The sequence below is a fragment of the Dyadobacter sp. CY356 genome (assembly GCF_021440195.1).
In the GTDB taxonomy this organism is placed as follows: Bacteria; Bacteroidota; Bacteroidia; order Cytophagales; family Spirosomataceae; genus Dyadobacter.
The window spans coordinates 17,549-38,778 of the sequence record NZ_JAJTSZ010000005.1; the positions used below are offsets into that span (position 1 = coordinate 17,549).

The window sequence follows — 21,230 nt, forward strand, 5'->3', positions numbered from 1 at the left end:
GTTTTAAATTATTTCTTCTTAATACTCGCTAAAAATTCATCCGGAGTCATTACTGGTAATCTGGATTCTTTAAATTCTTTTGTGTTTCTTGTGATAATAATATGACAATTTGCTTTCAAGGCACTGAAATATTGAACTGCATCTTCAAAGTCAGAAAAGTTTGAATTTAATCCTTTTTCAATTATTTCGTCGTCAAGCAGTGCAACTTCGGAAATAATCTTAAATTTCCGAAGCTTATCAAGAACAATATCAACATTATCAATCTTAGTTAATAAGTAATTTATTGTTGTATACGATAAACCAGAAGCAACCATTTTTATTTCCCCCTTATCCGCAAGCGAAGTGATTTTCGCAATTGAATTGTAAAATGGGAGCCTTTCAGATAGCAAATCCATCATCACATTTGTATCAAGGAATAATTTAGCTTTCACTTATATTTCTCTTCCAAATGAGAACGATACTCCTTTTTGTCATCAAAATCAGGTGGCAATTTTGATCCTGACGACATGCTTTTTACAAAAGGGGTGATTTCAATTTCTTCAATATTTTCTGTTTCGCCTATTCCAGTTAATGATTGTAAATAGGATTCTATAATTGCAGATAAACTTCGTTTATGAGAACTAGCGTATTCCTTTGCTTTCTCAATAACATTTTTATTCAGCTTTAAAGTTAATTTCGTGTCCATAAAACATAAAATTGTACGTGCAAATATAATAAATTGATACGTAAAAAACAGTCAGATCTGAGCATTCATACTCAATACCTGACTGCTTTATCAATAGCTAAATCCTAGCTGCTAATAGCTAACGCCTAAACCTATCCCTTCAATTCTTCTTTCAGGAAAAACCCTGTATAACTTCCTTTTACCTTCGAAACCTTTTCCGGCGTTCCTTCGGCAACTATTTTTCCACCCAATGCGCCACCTTCCGGACCAAGGTCTATTACATAATCCGAAACTTTGACAACATCCAGATTATGTTCAATGATCAAAACCGTATTTCCCTTTTCAACCAACTTATCCAGAACGACCAGAAGATGTTTTATATCCTGGAAATGCAAACCGGTAGTTGGTTCATCCAAAATGTAAAGCGTTTTACCGGTATCTCGTTTTGACAATTCCTCCGATAGTTTCACACGTTGTGCTTCACCGCCGGAAAGCGTCGTAGCGTGCTGACCAAGCGTAATATATCCTAAACCTACATCAAAAAGTGTTTGTACTTTTCTCAAAATCCTCGGTTGGTTTTCAAAAAAATCCAGAGCCGTTTCCACCGTCATATCCAGAATATCCGCTACTGATTTTCCTTTAAACCGAACTTCCAGCGTTTCACGGTTAAAACGTTTTCCTTTGCAGGTCTCGCAGTTCACATGGACGTCAGGAAGAAAATCCATTTCAATTCGCTTCATTCCAGCACCTTCACAATCCTCACATCTTCCACCTTTAACATTGAAAGAAAAACGTCCGGGTTTGTACCCACGGATTTTTGCTTCCGGCAATTCTGCAAAAAGCGTACGGATATCGGTGAAAAGATTTGTATAGGTGGCAGGATTCGAGCGTGGTGTACGTCCTATCGGCGACTGGTCCACTTCTATGACTTTATCAATATGCTCTAAACCTTCAATTGATTTATAAGCAAGCGGTTCTCTTCTCGACTTATAAAAATAATGGTTTAATAACGGAAACAGTGTTTCATGAATCAATGACGACTTCCCACTTCCACTTACACCGGTTACCGAAATCATCGTTCCCAGAGGAAATGCCATCGTCACATTTTTCAGATTATGACCGGTACATCCTCTAAGCGAAAGATAATTACCATTCCCTTTTCTGCGAACTTTCGGGATTTCAATTTTTTGTCTCCCACTTAAATAATCTGCCGTTGAAGACCCATTTTTCAGAAATTCCTCAGGCGTTCCTGCACCTACCACATTTCCCCCATGACGGCCAGCGCCAGGGCCAATATCTACAATGTAGTCGGAAGCAAGCATCATATCCTTATCATGCTCCACAACCAGAACCGTATTGCCAAGATCACGCAGACTTTTCAAAGAATTGATTAGTCTGACATTATCCCGCTGATGAAGCCCGATACTTGGTTCATCCATAATATATAAAACACCTGTAAGTTGGGTACCGATTTGTGTCGCCAACCGGATCCTTTGCGCTTCACCACCTGAAAGTGTACGAAGTGCCCGGTTTAAAGTCAGGTAATCCAGACCTACGTCCAGTAAGAATCCAACCCTTTTTCTGATTTCCTTCAATACCTCGTGACCGATAACCCGTTGCCTTTCTTCCAACCGGTCTTCCAGACCTTCCAGCCAGTTCGACAAATCACGCACATCACGGTTTGACAAATCGGCTATATCTTTTCCGTCAATTTTAAAATGTAAGGATTCTTTTCTCAAACGTTTTCCATTACATTCCGGACAGGTATTGATTGTCATAAAATCCTTCAGCCAATCCTGAATCTTATCATTTCCACTTTCCTGCTGACGTTTCAGGAAATTGATTATTCCATCAAATTTGGTATCCCATTCAGTTCCGGGATATTTTTTGGAAGCTACTGCCACAGGTTCCTCACTTCCGTAAAGGACAACTTTGATCGCTTCCTCAGGGAATTTTTCAAGCGGTGTGGTTAGATTAACTTTGAAAGGTTTCAATAAAACTTCCAGTTGTTTGAAAATCCATGCATCACGATATTCTCCCATCGGCGCGATTCCAGCTTTGCTAATGGATAATTTGCGGTCCGGCATGATCGAATCTTCTGTAATTTCTTCAACCAAACCTAATCCCTGGCAAGTCGGGCACCAGCCATAAGGCGAGTTGAACGAGAAATTATTTGGAGAAGGATCATCGTAACTGATCCCGGATTCCGGATCCATCAGGTTTTGAGAGAAATAGTAAGTTTCTCCTTTTTCATCCAAAACCATCAGAGCACCTTTTCCCTGTTTGATAGCCGTGGCAACAGACTGGCTCAAACGAAAACGCGACTGGGGATCTTCCGATTCCGTTTTTGGAATAACACGGTCCACAACAATTTCAATATCATGAACTTTATAACGGTCCAGCTGCATTTTTGGAACAATATCCTGAACCTCTCCATCCACACGCACTTTGGTATAACCCAACCTTGCAATCTGAACGAACAACTCGCGGTAATGTCCCTTTCTTCCTTTAACTGCGGGTGCAAGAAGAATCGTTTTTTGTCCCAGAAACTGAGTCATCAATTGGTTCACAATCTGGTCCTGCGACTGCTTCACCATTCTTCTTCCCGTAACGTATGAATATGCCTCACCTGCCCTTGCGTATAGTAACCTCAGGAAGTCATAAATTTCAGTAACTGTTCCAACTGTGGAACGGGGATTTCGGGAAGTTGTTTTTTGTTCGATACTGATTACCGGAGACAAACCACTGATCTTATCAACATCCGGCCGCTCCATTTCTCCTATAAATCCACGGGCATAGGCAGAAAAGCTTTCCATGTAACGCCTTTGTCCTTCTGCATATATGGTATCAAATGCCAGCGACGATTTTCCACTACCACTGATTCCTGTTACCACGACCAGTTTATTGCGGGGAATGCTAACATCAATATTCTTCAGATTATGCTCACGGGCACCCTGTACTTCTATCAGGTCCTGTTCCGCAAGTTCAATTCCATTCAAATGTTTCAAAATGATGCTGTTGATTTATAACCGTGTAATGCTCTCAGTAGATAACCACAAAAGTACATGTTGAGTTGCAAAATTTCACCTGAATGTTCACTGACTTTAACAAATTTCGAATTGTGCGAAATGCAGATTACGTATAGCCCGCAAACGTTTGCGCATTGCATATAACGCAGAAATGTAAAATTTGTAACCATTTATATATTAATATTATTTATAAAAATAATACCCTATTTATATATGTATTTTGCGAATAATCTGTACTTTTAATATTATCTTGACAATAAGTAATACTTTTTTAACATCTAACAAAATCCCCCATTTATGAAACAAAATTTACGATTCTTATTTCTTGGTGTGACCCTGTTGCTTCTGGCAATTTTTGGCAGCAGCAATACCTATGCCCAGGACAAACGCGTCACAGGCAAAGTCGTTTCCTCCACAGACAACATTGGCTTACCCGGCGTTAACGTAACTGTAAAAGGAACCACCACCGGTACCGTTACAGACACTGATGGAAAATATGCGATTGATGTTAAAGGGGCCGGTGCCACACTGGTATATTCTTCGATCGGTTTTGGCAAGCAGGAAATTGCAGTTGGTACTAAATCTGTAATTGATGTCAGCCTGGTGGATGACATTAAAAACCTGAGTGAAGTGGTTGTGACGGGTTACGGATCTCAATCTAAAAAGGAAATTACCGGAGCGGTAGCTACTCTGGATGCCAAACAATTGTTAAGTACACCGTCTACCAACCTTGGCCAGGCACTACAAGGAAAAGTGCCGGGTGTGGTTATTGGTAATGAAAACAGCCCTGGTGGTGGTGTTTCTGTACGTATCCGTGGTTTTGGAACAATCAATGACAACTCACCCCTATATGTTGTTGACGGAGTTCCTACCAAAGGTGTTGGAGCAAACGGTGTGTCCAATACTTTGAATACACTGAACCTTAATGATATTGAATCCATGCAGATTTTGAAAGATGCATCTGCGGCTTCTATCTACGGTTCACGTGCGGGAAATGGTGTTGTGATCATTACAACAAAAAGAGGAAAAGTTGGGAAACCGGTTTTTACTTATGACACTTACTACGGAACGCAGCGCCCGGGAAAACTTCTGAGCATGCTGAATACGCAGCAATATGCCGATTTGACCTGGGAAGCGAGAACAAATACAATTAATCAGGCCAAGATGGTTGACGGTGCATTTCCTTCCGGAACTGCTTTAACTTATCCTACGCACGCGCAGTTTGGTAAAGGAGCTACACCCCAAATCCCGGATTACATTTTTCCGTCCGGAACTTACGAAGGTGATCCAAAAGTGGCCAAAAATCCGGATGGAACTTATGTTAATTACAGTACTGACGTGAACTCAGCCGATTTTAACAAAACAAAATGGCTGATCACAAAAGCAAATAAAGAAGGCACTAACTGGTTAAAAGAAATTTACCAGCCTGCACCCATCCAGAACCACCAGATTGGTGTTTCAGGCGGAACAGAAAGTGGTCGTTATGCGATGTCGCTGAATTATTTCAACCAGCAGGGTATCATGATCAATACGAGTTTCAAACGCTACACTTTACGTTCAAACACTGAATTTAATATTAACAAACGTATCCGCGTTGGTCAGAATTTCCAGGTTGGTTATGCACAAAGAGTTGGTCAGCCAAACGGAAACAGTAATGAAAGTAACCCGACAACATTTGCTTATCGTGTACCACCTATCGTTCCTGTTTATGACGTTGCCGGAAATTTTGCAGGAACACGCGGTACTGACGTTGATAACTCCGTAAACCCGGTTTCGCTCCTTGTAAGAAATAAGGATAATAATCAAAATGAAGTCCGTCTTTTTGGTAATGCTTATGCAGAGGTTGATATCCTGAAAAACCTGACCGCAAAAACGAGTTTTGGTATTGATTACAACTTGTATAATTATCGCAACTACACGCCAAGAGATATTGAATCGGCCGAAGCGAGAAGTACACAAAGCCTGACGACGACCAATAACTACGAATGGACATGGACGTGGTACAATACATTGACATACAACATTGTTCTAAATAACATCCATAAATTCAATATCATCGCCGGTACTGAATCCATCAAAAATTACTACGAGAACTTTGATGCCACACGTACCAACTTCCTTGTTGATGCCTTGGACAACCGTTATCTGAGCGCAGGAACAGGTGTTCAGACTAACAATGGTGGTGCGGCTAACTGGCGGCTTGCCTCTGAATTTGCACGTGCAAGTTATGGTTTGAAAAGCCGCTACTTATTTGATGCAACGATCCGTCGCGACCGTTCTTCCAGATTTGCGGCTGCTAACCGTGTGGCCTATTTCCCTGCTCTAAGTGGAGGATGGGTATTGTCCGAAGAAAGTTTTGCAAAATCAACGGCATCCTGGTTGTCTTATGCCAAACTTCGCGTGGGATGGGGACAGACAGGTAACCAGGAAATCGGAAATTACAATTCATTTACACAATATGCTACAAACCCAGCTTTATCATTCTATGACCTGAACGGAGCAAAAACTTCCGCAATTCCGGGATATGAACTGGTACAGTTTGGTAATGTGAAAGCAAAATGGGAAACTACAACCTCTACCAACTTAGGTTTGGATGCAGCCTTTTTCAAAGGGAAATTTGACCTGGCATTAGACTGGTATACACGTACAACATCCGACATGTTGTTTCCTGTATCGCCTCCTTTAACCGCTGGTGTGGCTACTGCACCTTTCCAAAACATTGGTTCTATGAGAAACCGCGGTGTGGATCTTGGTATCAATTATAACGGAGCTGCACTTGGCGGAGATCTTACTTACACGATTGGTGCCAATGTAAGTACATATCGTAACCTTGTAACCAAAACAAATGGTGATCCAAATACGCAGTATTTTGGTATCAACGATGAACGTATCCAGAACTTTGTTGTAACACAGCAAAACCATCCGATCTCATCTTTCTTCGGCTACAAACATGATGGTATTTTCCAAACCGATGCCGAAGCAAAAGAAGCTCCTAAAAACAATTTGGGAGCTAATGAAAACAGAGCGGGTCGTTTCAAATTTGTAGATGTAAACGGTGATGGTGTAATTGATACAAAAGATTTGAGCATCATTGGAAATCCGCACCCGAAATTCACTTACGGTCTTAACATTAACGTGAATTACAAAAACTTCGGGCTTGCTTTGTTCGGGGCGGGCGTGCAGGGTAACGAGATCTTCAACTACGTAAAATACTGGACCGATTTCCCTACTTTCTTCGGTAACAAAAGTACACGTATGCTGAACGAATCATGGAGACCTGGCAAAACAGACGCGATCCTTCCTCAGCTGAATTCAAGCGATCAGGTGAGTATTCTTCCTTCTGATTATTATTTGGAAAAAGGTTCTTATTTCCGTTTTAAAAATATTCAGCTGACTTATTCTTTACCAAAGAATATTTCTACAAAACTGGGACTTGGACCTTGCCGCATATATGTTCAGGGCCAGAACCTGATCACGATCACGAAATATTCAGGAATGGATCCGGAGATTAACCTTCGTAACTACGGTGCAGGAAACGACAGACAGATTGGTGTTGACGGAGGATCATATCCTGCTTCAAAACAGTATATCGTTGGACTTAACGTAAGTTTCTAATCACCTGACCTGGCAAAACTTTAATTATATAAAGCAATGAAAAAAATTACCATACTATTCTCGGCCGTTATTCTGGGAATTCTGAGTTCATGTTCAGATAAGTTTCTGGATGTTAATCCAAAAGCGGCCCTAAGCTCGACAACACTTCAAAACAAAGTTGGTGTAAACGCCCTGCTTGTAGGTGCATATGCGCTGCTTGACGGATGGGCAACAGCCGAAGGTGCTTACCGGTCTTATAACGTGGGGGCCGACAACTGGGTATACGGCAGCGTTGCCTCAGATGATGCACATAAGGGTACCAACGCGGGTGACCAGCCACCAATTTCATTAATTGAAACAGGAAATATTGCGTCGGATAATATCTATTTCCGTGGAAAATGGAGAGGTATGTATGATGGTATCGCGCGTACAAACGACGTACTGCAAAATCTGGCAAAAGCAACCGACTTCACTGACGCCGAACGTGCTCAGGTAACTGCCGAAGCCCGTTTTCTTCGTGGAAACTACCATTTCGAATTGAAGAAAATGTACAATATGGTGCCTTACATCGACGAAAAAACGTATGACCCGAACAATCTGGAAAGTACTAAATTGCCGAATAGCACGGATATCTATCCAAACATTGAAGCTGATTTAAAAGCGGCATATGACGTTTTGCCAACTTCACAATCGCAACCAGGCCGTCCTACTAAATGGGCAGCGGGAGCATTACTTGCAAAAGTTTACTTGTTTCAGAAAAAATATGCTGAAGCAAAAACGATTCTTGAAGCGATTGTTGCAAGTGGAAAATACAGTCTGATGGCCAAATATCATGACAATTTTCAGGCAAGCACTAACAACAATGCAGAATCTATTTTTGAGGTTGAATATTCAGTGAATGATGGTGCAGCTGGTGGAGAAAACGGTAATATAGGATCTACTTTAAATTATCCATACGGTGGTGGTGCCTTTACTACCTGCTGCGGATTTTTCCAGCCTTCGAATAATCTTGTGAATGCTTTTAAAACGGATGCAAACGGTTTGCCATTGTTGGATACTTATGATGATTTAGATATCCCAAATGACCAGGGCATTGAGTCCACAGCTCCGTTTACTCCTTATGCAGGACCGCTAGATCCTCGTTTGGACTGGACAGTTGGCCGTCGTGGAATTCCATATCTTGACTGGGGCGTTCATCCTGGAAAGGCCTATATCAGAGATCAGACTTACGGAGGCCCGTATTCTCCAAAAAAACACGTTTCACATAAATCTGACCCATCTTTCGCATCAAATAACCGTCTGAATGCCAACAATTTCCGCATGATCCGTTATGCGCAGGTTTTGTTATGGCTGGCTGAAATTGAAACGGAAATTGGTAGTCTTGACAAAGCGAGAGCTTATGTAAACCAGATTCGTGCAAGGGCGGCAAGACCGGAAGGTTTTGTTAAAAATGCAGATGGCACACCAGCTGCTAATTATGTGATCAAAGAATATACATCTGCATGGCCGGATCAGGCATATGCCCGTAAAGCTGTCAGATTTGAAGAACGTCTTGAACTTGGCATGGAAGGTAACAGACGTTATGATCTTGTACGCTGGGGAATTGCGGCTGAAACTATGAATGCATATTATTTAATGGAAGGTACAAAACGCGCTTACCTTAAAGGAGCTCAGTTTGTAAAAGGAAAACATGAATATTTCCCAATTCCAATTCAGGAAATCTTAAACAGCCAGGTGGGCGGAAAACCTACTTTGACACAAAACAGCGGATATTAGAACATCAGGTTGAATTTAACAATAAAAGAGCCGATTCATTTGAGTCGGCTTTTTATTATTATTTTTGTATCGAAAACTTAAAATTAGCCCGATATGATACTTAAAAATGAAAGCGATTACGAAAAAGCATCAGAAAGAATTGATGAAATTTTCGGCGCAAAACCTGGCACACCTGAGAAAAAAGAACTCGAAGAATTGCTAAAAGCGGTAAAAGCTTACGAGGACGATTTCATCAGAATGTTGAAAGAGAACGATATGTAATTTTTTGGCCGGTTATACCTTCAGCGCCTTCGCCTGATTCCAGTATTCGTCCATCTCTGTCAAAGTCATTTCCGTCAGCGATTTCCCGTCCGCTTTTGATGCCTCTTCCATATACTGAAAACGCCGGATGAATTTTTTGTTTGTACGCTCCAATGCAGTTTCAGGATTAATATCAACGAATCTTGAATAATTGACCAATGAAAATAACAAATCCCCAAATTCGCCTTCTGCTTCTTTTTGATCTATTACCTCTCCCGTTTCAATATTAAAATTTTCTTTAAACTCCTGTAATTCTTCTTCAACCTTTTCCCAAACCTGCTGTTTTTCATCCCAGTCAAAACCAGCTCCACGCGCCTTTTCCTGAATACGCATGGCTTTAACCAATGCAGGCAAAGATGCAGGAACTCCGGAAAGAACTGATTTATTTCCTTCTTTCAATTTCAGTTTTTCCCAATTCTGCTTCACCTGTTCTTCGGTATCAGCTTTTGCATCGCCATAAATATGCGGATGACGAGAGATCAGTTTTTCACAAATTCCGGTCAGTACATCAGCAATATCAAATCTAAACCCTGATTCAGGATTATTTTCAGAAGCGATTTTGGCATAAAAAACAATGTGCAAAAGCACGTCTCCGAGCTCCTTTTTTATTTCAGGCAGATCGTTTTCCAGAATCGCATCCGACAACTCATATGTTTCCTCGATGGTCAGATGCCTCAAACTCTCCAAAGTTTGTTTTCGGTCCCAGGGGCATTGTTCCCGCAACTCATCCATAATCGTAAGCAAACGGTCAAAAGCCATAAGTTGCTGCTGACGGCTTTCCGGCAAATCATTGAAGTTTTTTTCCATAATTCAAAGGTAAGGTTTCAGGGTTTAAAACATAAAAATTCTGTTAAACGCTCATGGCAATTTTCTCAAATGATGAAGCTTGAAATCAACGAACTTTTTTTTATCTAAAATGATTATTTGAGTATAACCAACTTAATAATATCTATTGAAGAAAATTCCTGCAAATCAATCTTTTAAATCAACTTCCTCATCTTCACAATCGTTAAAAAAGCGATTTTCTGCTTTACAAAATCTTCCCCGCTTTTTTGGTCTGGTTTGGGAAACAAATAAATTTCTCACATTAGGAAATATTTTTTTCCGGCTTATCAAATCCGCTCTTCCGTTACTAATGCTTTACATTGGTAAGGAAATCATTGATGAGGTAGTCCGTCTGATTGGAAATCGCACAGATTCACATACTTATTTATGGATGCTCGTCGGCGCAGAACTTGGGCTAACGATTATTTCAGATCTCCTGAACCGCTGTATCAATTTATTTGACAGTCTTCTCGGTGATCTGGTTGCTAATAAAACCTCCGTCGATTTAGTCCATCATGCTGCAAAACTGGATTTATATCAATTTGAAAATCCTGTTTTTTACGACAAACTGGAACGCGCCCGTAGGCAAACTTCCGGCAGAACCGTTTTGCTTTCTCAGACACTGGCGCAAATCCAGGATATATTAACCTTGCTTTCCCTTGGTGCAGGTCTGATCGTTTTCAATCCCTGGCTCATATTAATTCTTATCATTGCTGTTATTCCTTCTTTTTTGGGAGAAACCCATTTCAATGAAAAAACCTATTCCCTAACACGTAGCTGGACACCGGAAAGGCGGGAACTTGATTACCTCAGATATCTGGGATCAAGTGCTGAAACTGCGAAAGAAGTCAAAGTTTTTGGTCTGGAAAATTATCTGGCGAAACGTTTTAAAGAACTTTCAGAAGAATATTATCTGGCAAACCGCAAAATCTCGATCAGCCGCGCCAGTTGGGGATATGGCTTATCGGCTATCGGAACGCTGGCTTATTATGCCGCTTATTTTTTTGTTTTGATCCAAACGCTCAGCGGAATTATCACCATAGGAACGATGACTTTCCTTTCCGGTTCATTCCAAAGAATGCACGGAATGCTCCAAAGTATCATGAGCCGGTTTTCCGGGATTGCAGAAAACGCGCTTTATCTGAAAGATCTTTTTGAGTTTTTTGAAATTAAACCCACAATACTGGCCAACGAAAACGGCGAGTTAATCCCCAGGCCTATTCAGAAAGGAATAACTTTCGAAAATGTCAGTTTCAAATATCCTGACAATGATTTCTGGGCGATAAGGAATCTTTCTTTCACTTTAAACCCTGGCGAAAAACTTGCCTTGGTTGGAGAAAATGGTGCTGGTAAAACGACTCTTGTAAAACTTCTTGCCTGTTTGTATAAACCCACAGAAGGCCGGATTCTGATTGATGGAATTGATATTCTGGATTATCAGCTGGCTGATCTTCGGGCCAATATCGGGATCATTTTCCAAGATTACATCCGCTACGAAATGACGGTTTCTGATAATATCGCTGTTGGGGATATTGAAAATATTGATGATAAAGAAGCGATTCGAATTGCATCAGAAATGAGTATGGCCAACGAACTGATCACCCAGCTGCCTAATGGTTTTGAACAGGTTTTAGGGAAAAGATTTAAGGAAGGAACTGAACTTTCCGGCGGCCAGTGGCAAAAAATTGCTTTGGCCCGCGCCTATATGCGGGATGCACAGCTTATCGTTTTGGATGAACCCACTTCGGCACTCGATGCCCGCGCAGAACATCAGGTTTTTCAGCGTTTCAGCGAACTGATCCATGGAAAAATGGCTGTATTGATTTCTCACCGATTCTCCACCGTCAGAATGGCCGACCGGATTTTATTTCTGGAAAAGGGACGACTGATCGAATTCGGATCACACGACGAGCTATTGAATCTCGACGGGAAATATGCTGAGTTATTCCAGTTGCAGGCCCAGGGATATTTATGACAACGAAGGAATTCTCAAACCGGTTTGAAGCAGATTACTCGTGCATTTTGCTATAATCACACCTTCCGAGTTCACGATACTTCCTTCAACATGAACAATATTTTTGCCGGCGCGAATGACATTTCCGCTGGCAAAAATCTTTTCTCCAACTTTTGCAGCGTTCAGATAATCACAATTCAGGTTAACAGAAACAAAGGCAAATTCCCTTCCCAACGCATATACCATGGTCCCGACTACTTCATCCAGAATGGTGGCAGCAATACCGCCGTGCAGGATTCCCATCGGATTTGACATATCCTTTCTAACCACAAACTCAACCTTCATACTTCCTTCCTGAATATCAAGCAGCGTTCCGTTTAACCACCGTCCAACCGGGGAATGACTTTCCTGCATGGGTTTCCCGATAAAGGACTGCATATATTTCAGACGGGTTTTGTCGTTGACCTGATCAGACATCAAAGATTCATTCATTTTATTTAATCATTAAGAACTGTAAATATACAGCGGTATATAATTGGAAAATAGTAATTAACACAGATTTACAAGAGCAACTGCGTCAATACTATGGATTTTATTGCTACGTATCAAAGGTAATTGCTACCTTTGCCCGTGTTTTTCGAAGACTTAAAAGAGTATCCAAATATGAATTTTACGTTATCACAAATTCCTTCCCGTTCTGAAAAGCCTCGTGAAAAGGGGATTACGATGGTTATGGATAAGGGGCTTAGTATCAGGGAAACCGAAGATATGATTTCGAGTGCCTCAGGGTTTATCGATATCGTCAAGCTGGGATGGGCCACTTCCTACGTTACATCTAATCTGAATGAAAAACTGGCGGTATATAAAAATGCCGGTATACCAGTTTATTTTGGCGGAACCCTGTTTGAAGCTTTTGTAGTAAGGAATCAGTTTGATGATTATCGCAAACTTCTTGATAAATATGATCTGAAATTTGCAGAGGTATCTGACGGATCAGTTGAAATGCCACAGGATGTAAAATGTGAATATATCCGTAAACTGGCTACACAGGTAACCGTTTTGTCGGAAGTAGGATCCAAGGACGAAAACAAGATAATCCCTCCATATAAGTGGATACAGCTCATTCAGTCTGAATTGGAAGCCGGCGCATGGAAAGTGATCGGAGAAGCAAGAGAATCCGGAAATGTTGGACTTTTCAGAGCCAGTGGTGAAGTTCGCCAGGGTTTGGTGGAAGAAATTCTGACTCAGATCCCTTTTGAGAAAATGCTTTGGGAAGCACCGCAAAAATCGCAGCAGGTCTGGTTTGTTAAACTTTTAGGGTCAAATGTTAATCTTGGAAATATTGCTCCAAGCGAACTTATTCCATTAGAAACGATTCGTCTGGGACTGCGTGGAGATACTTTCAACCATTTCCTGAATGCAAAGACAAAAAAAGAATGGAAAATTGATTCGAAATAACTGTTTTACCTCATCTTTCATCTTATCACATAATTGGTCAAATTTTTAAAGCCATGGAATTATTAAAGCAGTTTATTGATTTTTTCCTTCATCTGGATAAACATTTGTTTGATATCGTACAGCAGTATGGTACACTCACCTACGTTATTCTTTTCCTGATCGTTTTTACAGAAACTGGTTTGGTTATTATGCCGCTTCTACCGGGCGATTCGTTGCTTTTTGCGGCGGGTGCGATTGCAGCCAATGAAGGAACTGGTCTTAATGTAGTATTGATCATTATCGTATTGATCATCGCAGCACTTTTAGGTGATAATGTCAATTATTTCATGGGGAAAAAGTTTGGTGGTGAAATTAAAAAACGAGAACGGATCCTGTTCCTGAAAAGAGAATATCTTGAAAAGACAGAAGCTTTTTATGAAAAACATGGCGGAAGTACTGTAATCATGGCCCGTTTTATTCCGATTGTACGTACAGTTGCACCTTTTGTTGCTGGTGCAGGAAGTATGAATTATTCAAAATATATTGGATACTGTGTTTTAGGTGCTATCCTCTGGGTTCCGTCGCTGACACTTCTTGGCTACTTCTTTGGGAATATGGATATTGTTAAAAGAAACTTTGAACTTGTCATCTTTGGTATCATCGGATTCTCAATACTGCCAATGATTTTTCAGTTTTTCAAAAGCAAAATGGCAAAGCCGAAAACAGCCTAGGTTTTTTAACAGTTTTGCTATCACCTCTCATAACATTCAAAATCAAGACCTTCCAAACCAGGAGGGTCTTTTTTATGTAGGATATCAGTTACTTAAATAAAAAAATCAGCAACCAGGGTCAATATAAAAAAATAATTTAAAAAATTGTTAAAACAGTTTAGGGGTTTTTGACCTTTGTTTGACTATACCTTTGTATTCCTGTAAATGGAAACTAAATGAACACAACTTTAACTGATGAACAGCTGGTTATGAAACTTAGCGAAGGCAATAAAATTGCCTTTGGGGAAATTTATGACCGGTATTGGTACAAATTATTTTGTATCGCGTATCATCAGACCGGCACAAAAGAGGAAGCCGAAGAATTGGTTCATGATTTGTTTGAAAGTCTGTGGAACCGCCGTGAACAAAGCCAGATCAAACACCTGAGTTCCTATCTGGTGATTTCAATGAAAAATTTGATAACCAATTTTATCAAATCAAAAATTACCTGGCGGAAATATAAAGAACACATCATTCTGCAAAAAATGCAGGAAAATGCTTTGACCGAAGATACCGCCGAATTTACAGACCTTTCACAGGCACTGGATAATGCTCTGAAAAAACTTCCTGAAAAAACGAGCAAAATATTTCAGCTAAGCAGGTTTGAAAATCAGTCGGTAAAGGAAATTGCAAAAGAGCTGAATTTGTCAGAAAAAGCGGTTGAATACCATATCACAAAATCACTCAAAGTTTTAAAAGATCAACTCTCGGTCTATCACACACAAAATTGAAACGAAGACAACTAAAAGAGAAATGAATCAATTCGATTTTGATATAGTATTGCAAAAGTATCTGTCCGGCGAACAATCGCCTGACGAAGAAAAGTTTATAAACGAATATCTGGAAAATAATCCCTTTGAAGAAACGCCTGTTTTTGAAGCTGAAAAAGAAAAAATAGGAAAAAGGATCAAGCAAAAACTGTATGCCGAAACGATCCGTGAGCCTGTTTACATTCGCTTTTTACCATGGATAAAGGGAATAGCGGCTTCGGTATTAATTCTGTTTGGAAGCTGGGCATTTTTAAAAAAATCGGAGTATGCTGATATTCTCAAACTTGAAACATTAGGTAACCAGGGCGTTGTTGAAATTAAAAATACATCAGCAAAACCACAGCGGGTATATCTGGAAGATGGCAGTGTGGTGATTTTGAAAGAGAAAAGCAGCATCAGTTTTCCTGAACATTTTGGTGCAGAGCGCAGATTGGTCTATCTGCATGGAGAAGCATTTTTTAAGGTAAAAAGAAACCCTGCGAAGCCGTTTATCGTATCTACTGAAAACCTGGTCACGCAGGTTTTGGGAACCAGTTTTACGATTAAATCTTATGACGATGCGCGGTCCATTGAAGTTTTGGTAGCAACCGGCCGCGTTTCTGTGTATGAAGTAGCTGAAAAATCTCCCTCCAATAGCAATGGTGTTATCCTGACCAGAAACCAGAAAATCACTTTTGACAAAAAATCAAAAAAGATGGAACTAGCCATTGTTGAAAATCCGGTGATCAACCGTTCCGAAATTCGGGTCGCTTATGGATTTTCATTCCTGGAAACGCCCGTCAAAGAAGCTTTCTCATTACTGGAAAAAGCATATGGTATTGATATTGTCATTGAAAATGATGCAGTTGAAGCCTGCAAATTTACCGGTGATCTGACGGATCTCTCTTTATTTGAACAACTTGACCTGATCTGTAAATCCTTAAACGCTACGTATGAAAGAAGAGGAACAACGCTTTTCGTTCGTGGAGAAGGTTGCTCGAAATAGCTGAACGCACTTATATTAAAAGGAAGCTTACATCTTTGAATCTCAATAACCCGGAAAAACTTTTTAACCTATGAATAGAAAAATACCTCGTGAACGAGTTGTTTACAACGTGGCAAGTGCTACTGTCAAACAACTGCTGATTTTTATTTTATGCTGTGGTATTTCTACGGCGCATACGCTTCATGGTCAGGAATTACTGAGCAAGGAAATTTCGCTTAAAGTGGAATCTCTGGAAATTAAAAAGATTTTGAACCTGATTGAAAAACAGGCGGATGTAAAATTTGTATACAGCACCAACAGTATTCAGGGAATTCAAAATACTACGCTGAAAGAAATAAAAGGACCATTGAATAAAGTGCTTGACCAGATTCTGGCACCTATCAATGTGTCGTATGAAGTTGTGGGAACCACCAGGATCCTGCTTCGTAAAAAACCTTCGGGAACGGCGATCCAATCACAAGGAATCATTTTCCCAAACCAGTTAATTGAACGTAAAGTTTCAGGAAAAGTGGTAGATGAAAAAGGCGAAGGTTTGCCAGGTGTGAACGTTCTGGTTGTTGGTAGCCAGACGGGAACTTCAACCAATGAAAAAGGTGAATATGCACTGAATGTTGGTGACGGCGCCGTGACGCTAAAATTCTCTTTTATCGGTTATGTGAGTCAGGAAGTATTATCAGACAAAAATAGTGTTGTCAACATTTCACTGGCTCCGGATGTAAGCGCGCTGAAAGAGGTTGTTGTAGTAGGTTACGGTACGCAGGAAAAGAAAGATGTTACCGGTGCAGTTTCTTCCATCAAAGGTGCGGATTTCCAAAACTTGCCATCAGGTGGTGCGCAACAGGCATTACAGGGAAGAGCCGCCGGTGTTAATATTGTCAGAAACGGTGGCGCACCTGGTGATGCCGGTTCAATTCAGATACGTGGTTTTGGTACGGTAAATAACTCAACGCCATTAGTTGTGATTGACGGGGTGCCTTCCGGAACGATGAATGATGTCAACCCAAATGACATTGAATCGATTGAAATCCTGAAAGATGCCTCGGCTTCTGCGATTTATGGAACACGTGCTGCAAATGGCGTTATCATTATTACCACAAAACGCGGAAAATTCGATAACCCGATCAACCTGACTGTTAATGGTTATGTTGGTGTTACAAACCGTATCAAAACACTTGACGTTCTGGACGCGCCAACTTTGGCTTCCTTAAAAAGAGAAGCGTACACAAACGATGGTTTACCGATTCCCGCGATCTGGAATGATGCAAAATATCAGACTCAACTTACAAATTGGCAGGATGAAATATTGAAACAAGGCGTTACCCAAAACTACGACGCATCGATTCGCGGGGGTGGTAAATATTCATCTTTCTCCTTATCCGGCGGATATTATAACGAAAAAGGAATAATAGGTAAGTCAAATTACAAACGGCTTACTTTCCGCATCAACTCTGATCATAAAATCGGATCAAAAATTAAAATCGGACAAAATTTCCAGTTTACCAATACGCACAATACCTCACCAGATACACAGTCTTCTCAGACAGGATTGCTATGGAGCGCTATTCGTTTTCATCCCGGACTGCCCGTTAAAAATGCAGACGGATCTTACAGCTCAACCCAGGGAATTGGTGCTTTTGGCGATATAAACAACCCCGTTTTTACGATTGATAACCAGGATCAGGACAATATCCGTAACCGTTTTCTAGGCAGTGTAACCGGCGAGCTTGAAATTGTTGAAGGATTAAAACTGCGTGCAAACCTTGCCATGGATGCAACATTTGGTGAAACGCATTCCTTTGATATTAAAATCAACGATCAGTTCAGAACAAATTCATACAATCAGTTGAATCTTGGACACGATAAAAACTGGTCATTTTTACAGGAATATTTCCTTTCTTATGACAAAAAATTTGGTCAGCATTCGCTTAATGTCGTAGCGGGTTACACATCACAAACTTTCAATGATATCTATGCAAATCAGCGTGGACGTGATTTTGCGAGTGAAGACCCTTCCCTGCGTTACATGCAATATGCCGGAACCATCGTTTCCATTTCTCAAAATGACGGTGGAAACGGCGGCCGCAGTTATGATGCATTGGGCTCCGTATTCGGACGTATAAATTATTCTTTGAAAGACCGCTATTTACTTACAGCTACGGTCCGTAGTGATGGATCTTCAAAATTTACCCCTGGTAACCAATGGGGTTATTTCCCTGCTTTTTCTGCCGGATGGAGAGTTTCAGAAGAATCATTTTTCAAAGATGCTCTTCCCTTTTTCAGCAACTTTAAGCTAACGGGAGGTTGGGGACAATTGGGTAATCAAAATGTAGCCTCATTGCAATATCTCGCCCTGATCAATTCTTCTTACCGTTATGCATTCGGAAACGGTGGTGTTCAGAATTTCATTTCCGGCGCGGCACAAAGCAGACTGGCCAACACAAATATTGGTTGGGAAACGGCTGAAATGACAAACTTTGGCCTTGAAGCAGGTCTTATGAAAAACAGTTTGTATTTCTCCGCCAACTATTTTGTTAAGGATACCAAGAAAATGCTTTTGGCACCGCCGGCAGTAGGTACGATCGGAACTGCTACCATTCCTGATCAGAATATCGGACAGTTGAGAAACAAAGGTCTGGAATTTGAAGCTTCTTATCGTCACTCGATTGGCGGATTGACACTGAATTTCAGTGGTAATGCTACTCTTATCCAAAACAAAATCACGAAACTTGCAACACCGGGCGGATTCCTAGCCACACAGCTATACGGAAGAGGTCAGCAGGAAATTGTAAGGACTTATGAAGGCCATACTTACGGTACTTTCTATGGCTATAAAACAAACGGAATTTATCAAAATCAGGGCGAGATTGACGCTGATGCGAACATCGCGAATGATTCCCGTAAAACCGGAGGACAAATTAAACCTGGGGATGTGAAGTTTCTGGATTTAAATAACGATGGTGTTATCGACGATCAGGACAGAACGATTATCGGCAGTCCTCAACCAAAAATAAATTACGGTTTTTCAGCAGGAGCTAATTTTAAAGGTTTTGATTTAACATTATTCTTTGTTGGCGTGGGCGGATCAAAAATCTACAATGCAGACCGTATGCAGGGACTTGACGCAAGTTATTCTTTCAATTTGTATGCAGAAGAACAAAATCGCTGGCATGGAGAAGGAACGAGTAATTCGATTCCACGTGTAAGTATTGATAACGGAAACCGTAACTATCGTCCTTCCGATTTGTTTGTTGAAAAAGGGGATTTTTTACGTTTGAAAAATATGACACTTGGTTATACGGTTCCAAAAACGGTTATCAGCAAATTAAAAATGTCACAGGCCAGAGTTTATGTAACGGGTCAGAACATTATCACTTTTACCAAATATTCAGGACTTAACCCGGAAATTGGATATGCAGCTGGCGGTCAGAAATACAGTCAGCTCAATGTGGATTATGCACAGTATCCGCTGGCGCGCACGTGGACAATCGGAGCTACACTATCATTCTAATCTAAACGTTCAGATCTATCCCAGCCGAATTTTAATCCTATGAAAAAGATAACGATACTAGCCGGATATATTTTTCTTGCAACGTTTATGAGTTGCCAGAAAGACTTACTCGAAACAACACCCTACGGACAGGTTACGTCCCAACAATTCTGGCGTAATGGCGATGATGTGGTCTCTGCCACCAACGCCATTTATGCTCCTCTTTTGAATGAAGACGGATTTGCCCATACGGAATATACTTTTGACAACTGTTCAGATGATATGAACCGCGCCGGTGACCACTCTGACGAAACAGTTCTGGAAAACTTCACTTTCGACGCTTCCAATTCGCATATTCTTGCAACATGGTCGACGAAATACGAAGTAATTTCAAGAGCAAATGCAGTTTTGATTAATGCGCCAAAAGTGACAATGGACGAAACTTTGCGCAACCGCAGCCTCGGCGAAGCTTATTTCCTGAGAGGATTTGTTTACTGGAGACTTTCACTTATTTACGGTGAAGTGCCGATTTTACTTGAAGCTGACGCGCTTGCTCTGACTTTTAACAAACCAAAATCAACGCTTGCAGAAGTTCGTGCGCAGGCAGAAGCAGATTTCCTGAAAGCTGCTTCCCTGCTTCCGGTTTCATATAGTGCCACAGAGGCAGGTCGTGTAACCCAGGGTGCTGCGTATGGATTCCTTACCAAACTTTATGTATACCAGGAAAACTGGCCAAAAGCGATTGAAGCAAGCACGAAAGTGACGGGCAATGCAGCTTACCAATTGGCAACCGGCTTCAACCAGAACTTTGAACTGACAACAGAAAATAACACGGAAACCTTATTTTCGCTTCAATATGAAACGGGCTGGACGACGGATAACTCACCAGCTTTTTACCATACCCCGCAGACTTTCGGAGGCTGGGGTTTTCATGAACCGATTCAGGATCTGGTAAGTGAATTTGAAAAAGGTGATCCACGTTTGGCATACTCCATTTTCAGTCCGGGTGATAAGGTTGAAAGAGGTGCTTTGGGTGAAACAGAATTTACCGCGGACATGACACGTGTAACGGGTTATGCTTTCAAAAAATATTCTCAGTTCACTGCAACGGGAGATATGGACCAAAGTCTGAACGCTCCGTTTCTTCGTTCTGCTGATGTATATCTTTTAGCGGCTGAGGCTAAAATCCGTTCAGGACAAAGCGGCGATGCGGAATTGAATGTGGTAAGAAAACGTGCAGGCCTCAAAGCCATTACAGGTGCTACGATGAAAGATATCATGCATGAGCGCCGCGTTGAACTTGCCGGTGAAAATGAAAGACACCAGGATCTGATGCGTTGGGATAAAGCAGGTTTGATCGATATCGTGGCGCATTATAAAATCGCACGCGGACCTTACAAACCAAGTCGTAATTTTGTAAAACCAAAACATTATTACTTCCCAATCCCGCAACGTGAGGTGGATTTGAGTAATGGAGTATTGATCCAGAATAGTAATTATTAATTGTTAATTGTTAATTCCGGGTCGCCGATGCGATTAATGTGGCTGAGGGACTTTCCCCGGCGTTTTGAAAGAAGTCAACGTATGAGACATTGTTCTTTAATAGTTGACTTCTTTCTCTTTTCAAATTGAATAATTT

At 40.9% G+C, this 21,230-nt stretch carries 15 protein-coding genes; 10 read left to right on the forward strand and 5 right to left on the reverse strand.

All coding sequences use genetic code 11. From position 1 onward, the window contains the following. Positions 1-8: 8 nt before the first annotated feature. The 3 genes from LXL81_RS16710 to uvrA form a co-directional block, all read right to left on the reverse strand. Positions 9-431 carry a PIN domain-containing protein gene (locus LXL81_RS16710; RefSeq protein WP_234647945.1) on the reverse strand — a complete coding sequence of 141 codons (423 nt, stop codon included), beginning with the start codon at positions 429-431 and terminating at the stop codon, positions 9-11. After that, complete coding sequence (locus LXL81_RS16715) at positions 428-685, reverse strand: DUF6364 family protein (protein ID WP_234647946.1); 258 nt, start codon at positions 683-685, stop codon at positions 428-430. The genes LXL81_RS16710 and LXL81_RS16715 overlap by 4 nt, the downstream gene beginning before the upstream one ends. A gap of 131 nt (positions 686-816) precedes the next feature. Beyond that, complete coding sequence (uvrA, locus tag LXL81_RS16720; protein WP_234647947.1) at positions 817-3,672, reverse strand: excinuclease ABC subunit UvrA; 2,856 nt, start codon at positions 3,670-3,672, stop codon at positions 817-819. Between the two features lie 318 nt (positions 3,673-3,990). Between uvrA and LXL81_RS16725 the strand changes: the two genes are divergently transcribed. The 3 genes from LXL81_RS16725 to LXL81_RS16735 all read left to right on the forward strand — a co-directional run bounded on the left by LXL81_RS16725 (position 3,991) and on the right by LXL81_RS16735 (position 9,324). Then, on the forward strand, positions 3,991-7,308 hold the full coding sequence (locus tag LXL81_RS16725) for a TonB-dependent receptor (protein WP_234647948.1): 3,318 nt from the start codon (positions 3,991-3,993) through the stop codon (positions 7,306-7,308). Between the two features lie 36 nt (positions 7,309-7,344). Next, positions 7,345-9,063, forward strand: coding sequence for a RagB/SusD family nutrient uptake outer membrane protein (locus LXL81_RS16730; protein WP_234647949.1), 1,719 nt, complete (start codon positions 7,345-7,347; stop codon positions 9,061-9,063). A gap of 93 nt (positions 9,064-9,156) precedes the next feature. Next, positions 9,157-9,324: a hypothetical protein gene (locus LXL81_RS16735; RefSeq protein WP_234647950.1), complete on the forward strand. Its 168-nt coding sequence runs from the start codon at positions 9,157-9,159 to the stop codon at positions 9,322-9,324. A gap of 12 nt (positions 9,325-9,336) precedes the next feature. On the opposite strand, the gene mazG is transcribed toward LXL81_RS16735, so the two are convergent. Then, positions 9,337-10,170, reverse strand: coding sequence for a nucleoside triphosphate pyrophosphohydrolase (mazG, locus tag LXL81_RS16740; RefSeq protein ID WP_234647951.1), 834 nt, complete (start codon positions 10,168-10,170; stop codon positions 9,337-9,339). 145 nt (positions 10,171-10,315) lie between these two features. Between mazG and LXL81_RS16745 the strand changes: the two genes are divergently transcribed. Further along, the gene (locus tag LXL81_RS16745; RefSeq protein ID WP_234647952.1) at positions 10,316-12,163 is read left to right on the forward strand and encodes an ABC transporter ATP-binding protein; all 1,848 of its coding nucleotides are present in this window, start codon (positions 10,316-10,318) and stop codon (positions 12,161-12,163) included. Here the strand turns inward: LXL81_RS16745 and LXL81_RS16750 are convergent. Further along, positions 12,158-12,634: a PaaI family thioesterase gene (locus tag LXL81_RS16750; RefSeq protein WP_234647953.1), complete on the reverse strand. Its 477-nt coding sequence runs from the start codon at positions 12,632-12,634 to the stop codon at positions 12,158-12,160. The two genes, LXL81_RS16745 and LXL81_RS16750, sit on opposite strands and share 6 nt — an antisense overlap. A gap of 171 nt (positions 12,635-12,805) precedes the next feature. On the opposite strand from LXL81_RS16750, the gene LXL81_RS16755 reads away from it, so the two are divergent. From LXL81_RS16755 to LXL81_RS16780, 6 genes are all read left to right on the forward strand, one after another. Continuing rightward, on the forward strand, positions 12,806-13,600 hold the full coding sequence (locus LXL81_RS16755; RefSeq protein WP_234647954.1) for a phosphosulfolactate synthase: 795 nt from the start codon (positions 12,806-12,808) through the stop codon (positions 13,598-13,600). 53 nt (positions 13,601-13,653) lie between these two features. Then, complete coding sequence (locus LXL81_RS16760; protein ID WP_234647955.1) at positions 13,654-14,310, forward strand: DedA family protein; 657 nt, start codon at positions 13,654-13,656, stop codon at positions 14,308-14,310. Between the two features lie 215 nt (positions 14,311-14,525). Next, positions 14,526-15,080, forward strand: a complete 555-nt coding sequence (locus LXL81_RS16765; protein WP_234647956.1) for an RNA polymerase sigma factor — start codon at positions 14,526-14,528, stop codon at positions 15,078-15,080. A gap of 22 nt (positions 15,081-15,102) precedes the next feature. Continuing rightward, a complete protein-coding gene (locus LXL81_RS16770) occupies positions 15,103-16,104 on the forward strand; it encodes a FecR family protein (protein ID WP_234647957.1) in 1,002 nt (333 codons plus the stop codon). A gap of 70 nt (positions 16,105-16,174) precedes the next feature. Then, positions 16,175-19,612 carry a TonB-dependent receptor gene (locus LXL81_RS16775; protein ID WP_234647958.1) on the forward strand — a complete coding sequence of 1,146 codons (3,438 nt, stop codon included), beginning with the start codon at positions 16,175-16,177 and terminating at the stop codon, positions 19,610-19,612. 39 nt (positions 19,613-19,651) lie between these two features. Then, positions 19,652-21,094: a RagB/SusD family nutrient uptake outer membrane protein gene (locus LXL81_RS16780; protein ID WP_234647959.1), complete on the forward strand. Its 1,443-nt coding sequence runs from the start codon at positions 19,652-19,654 to the stop codon at positions 21,092-21,094. Positions 21,095-21,230: the final 136 nt, after the last annotated feature.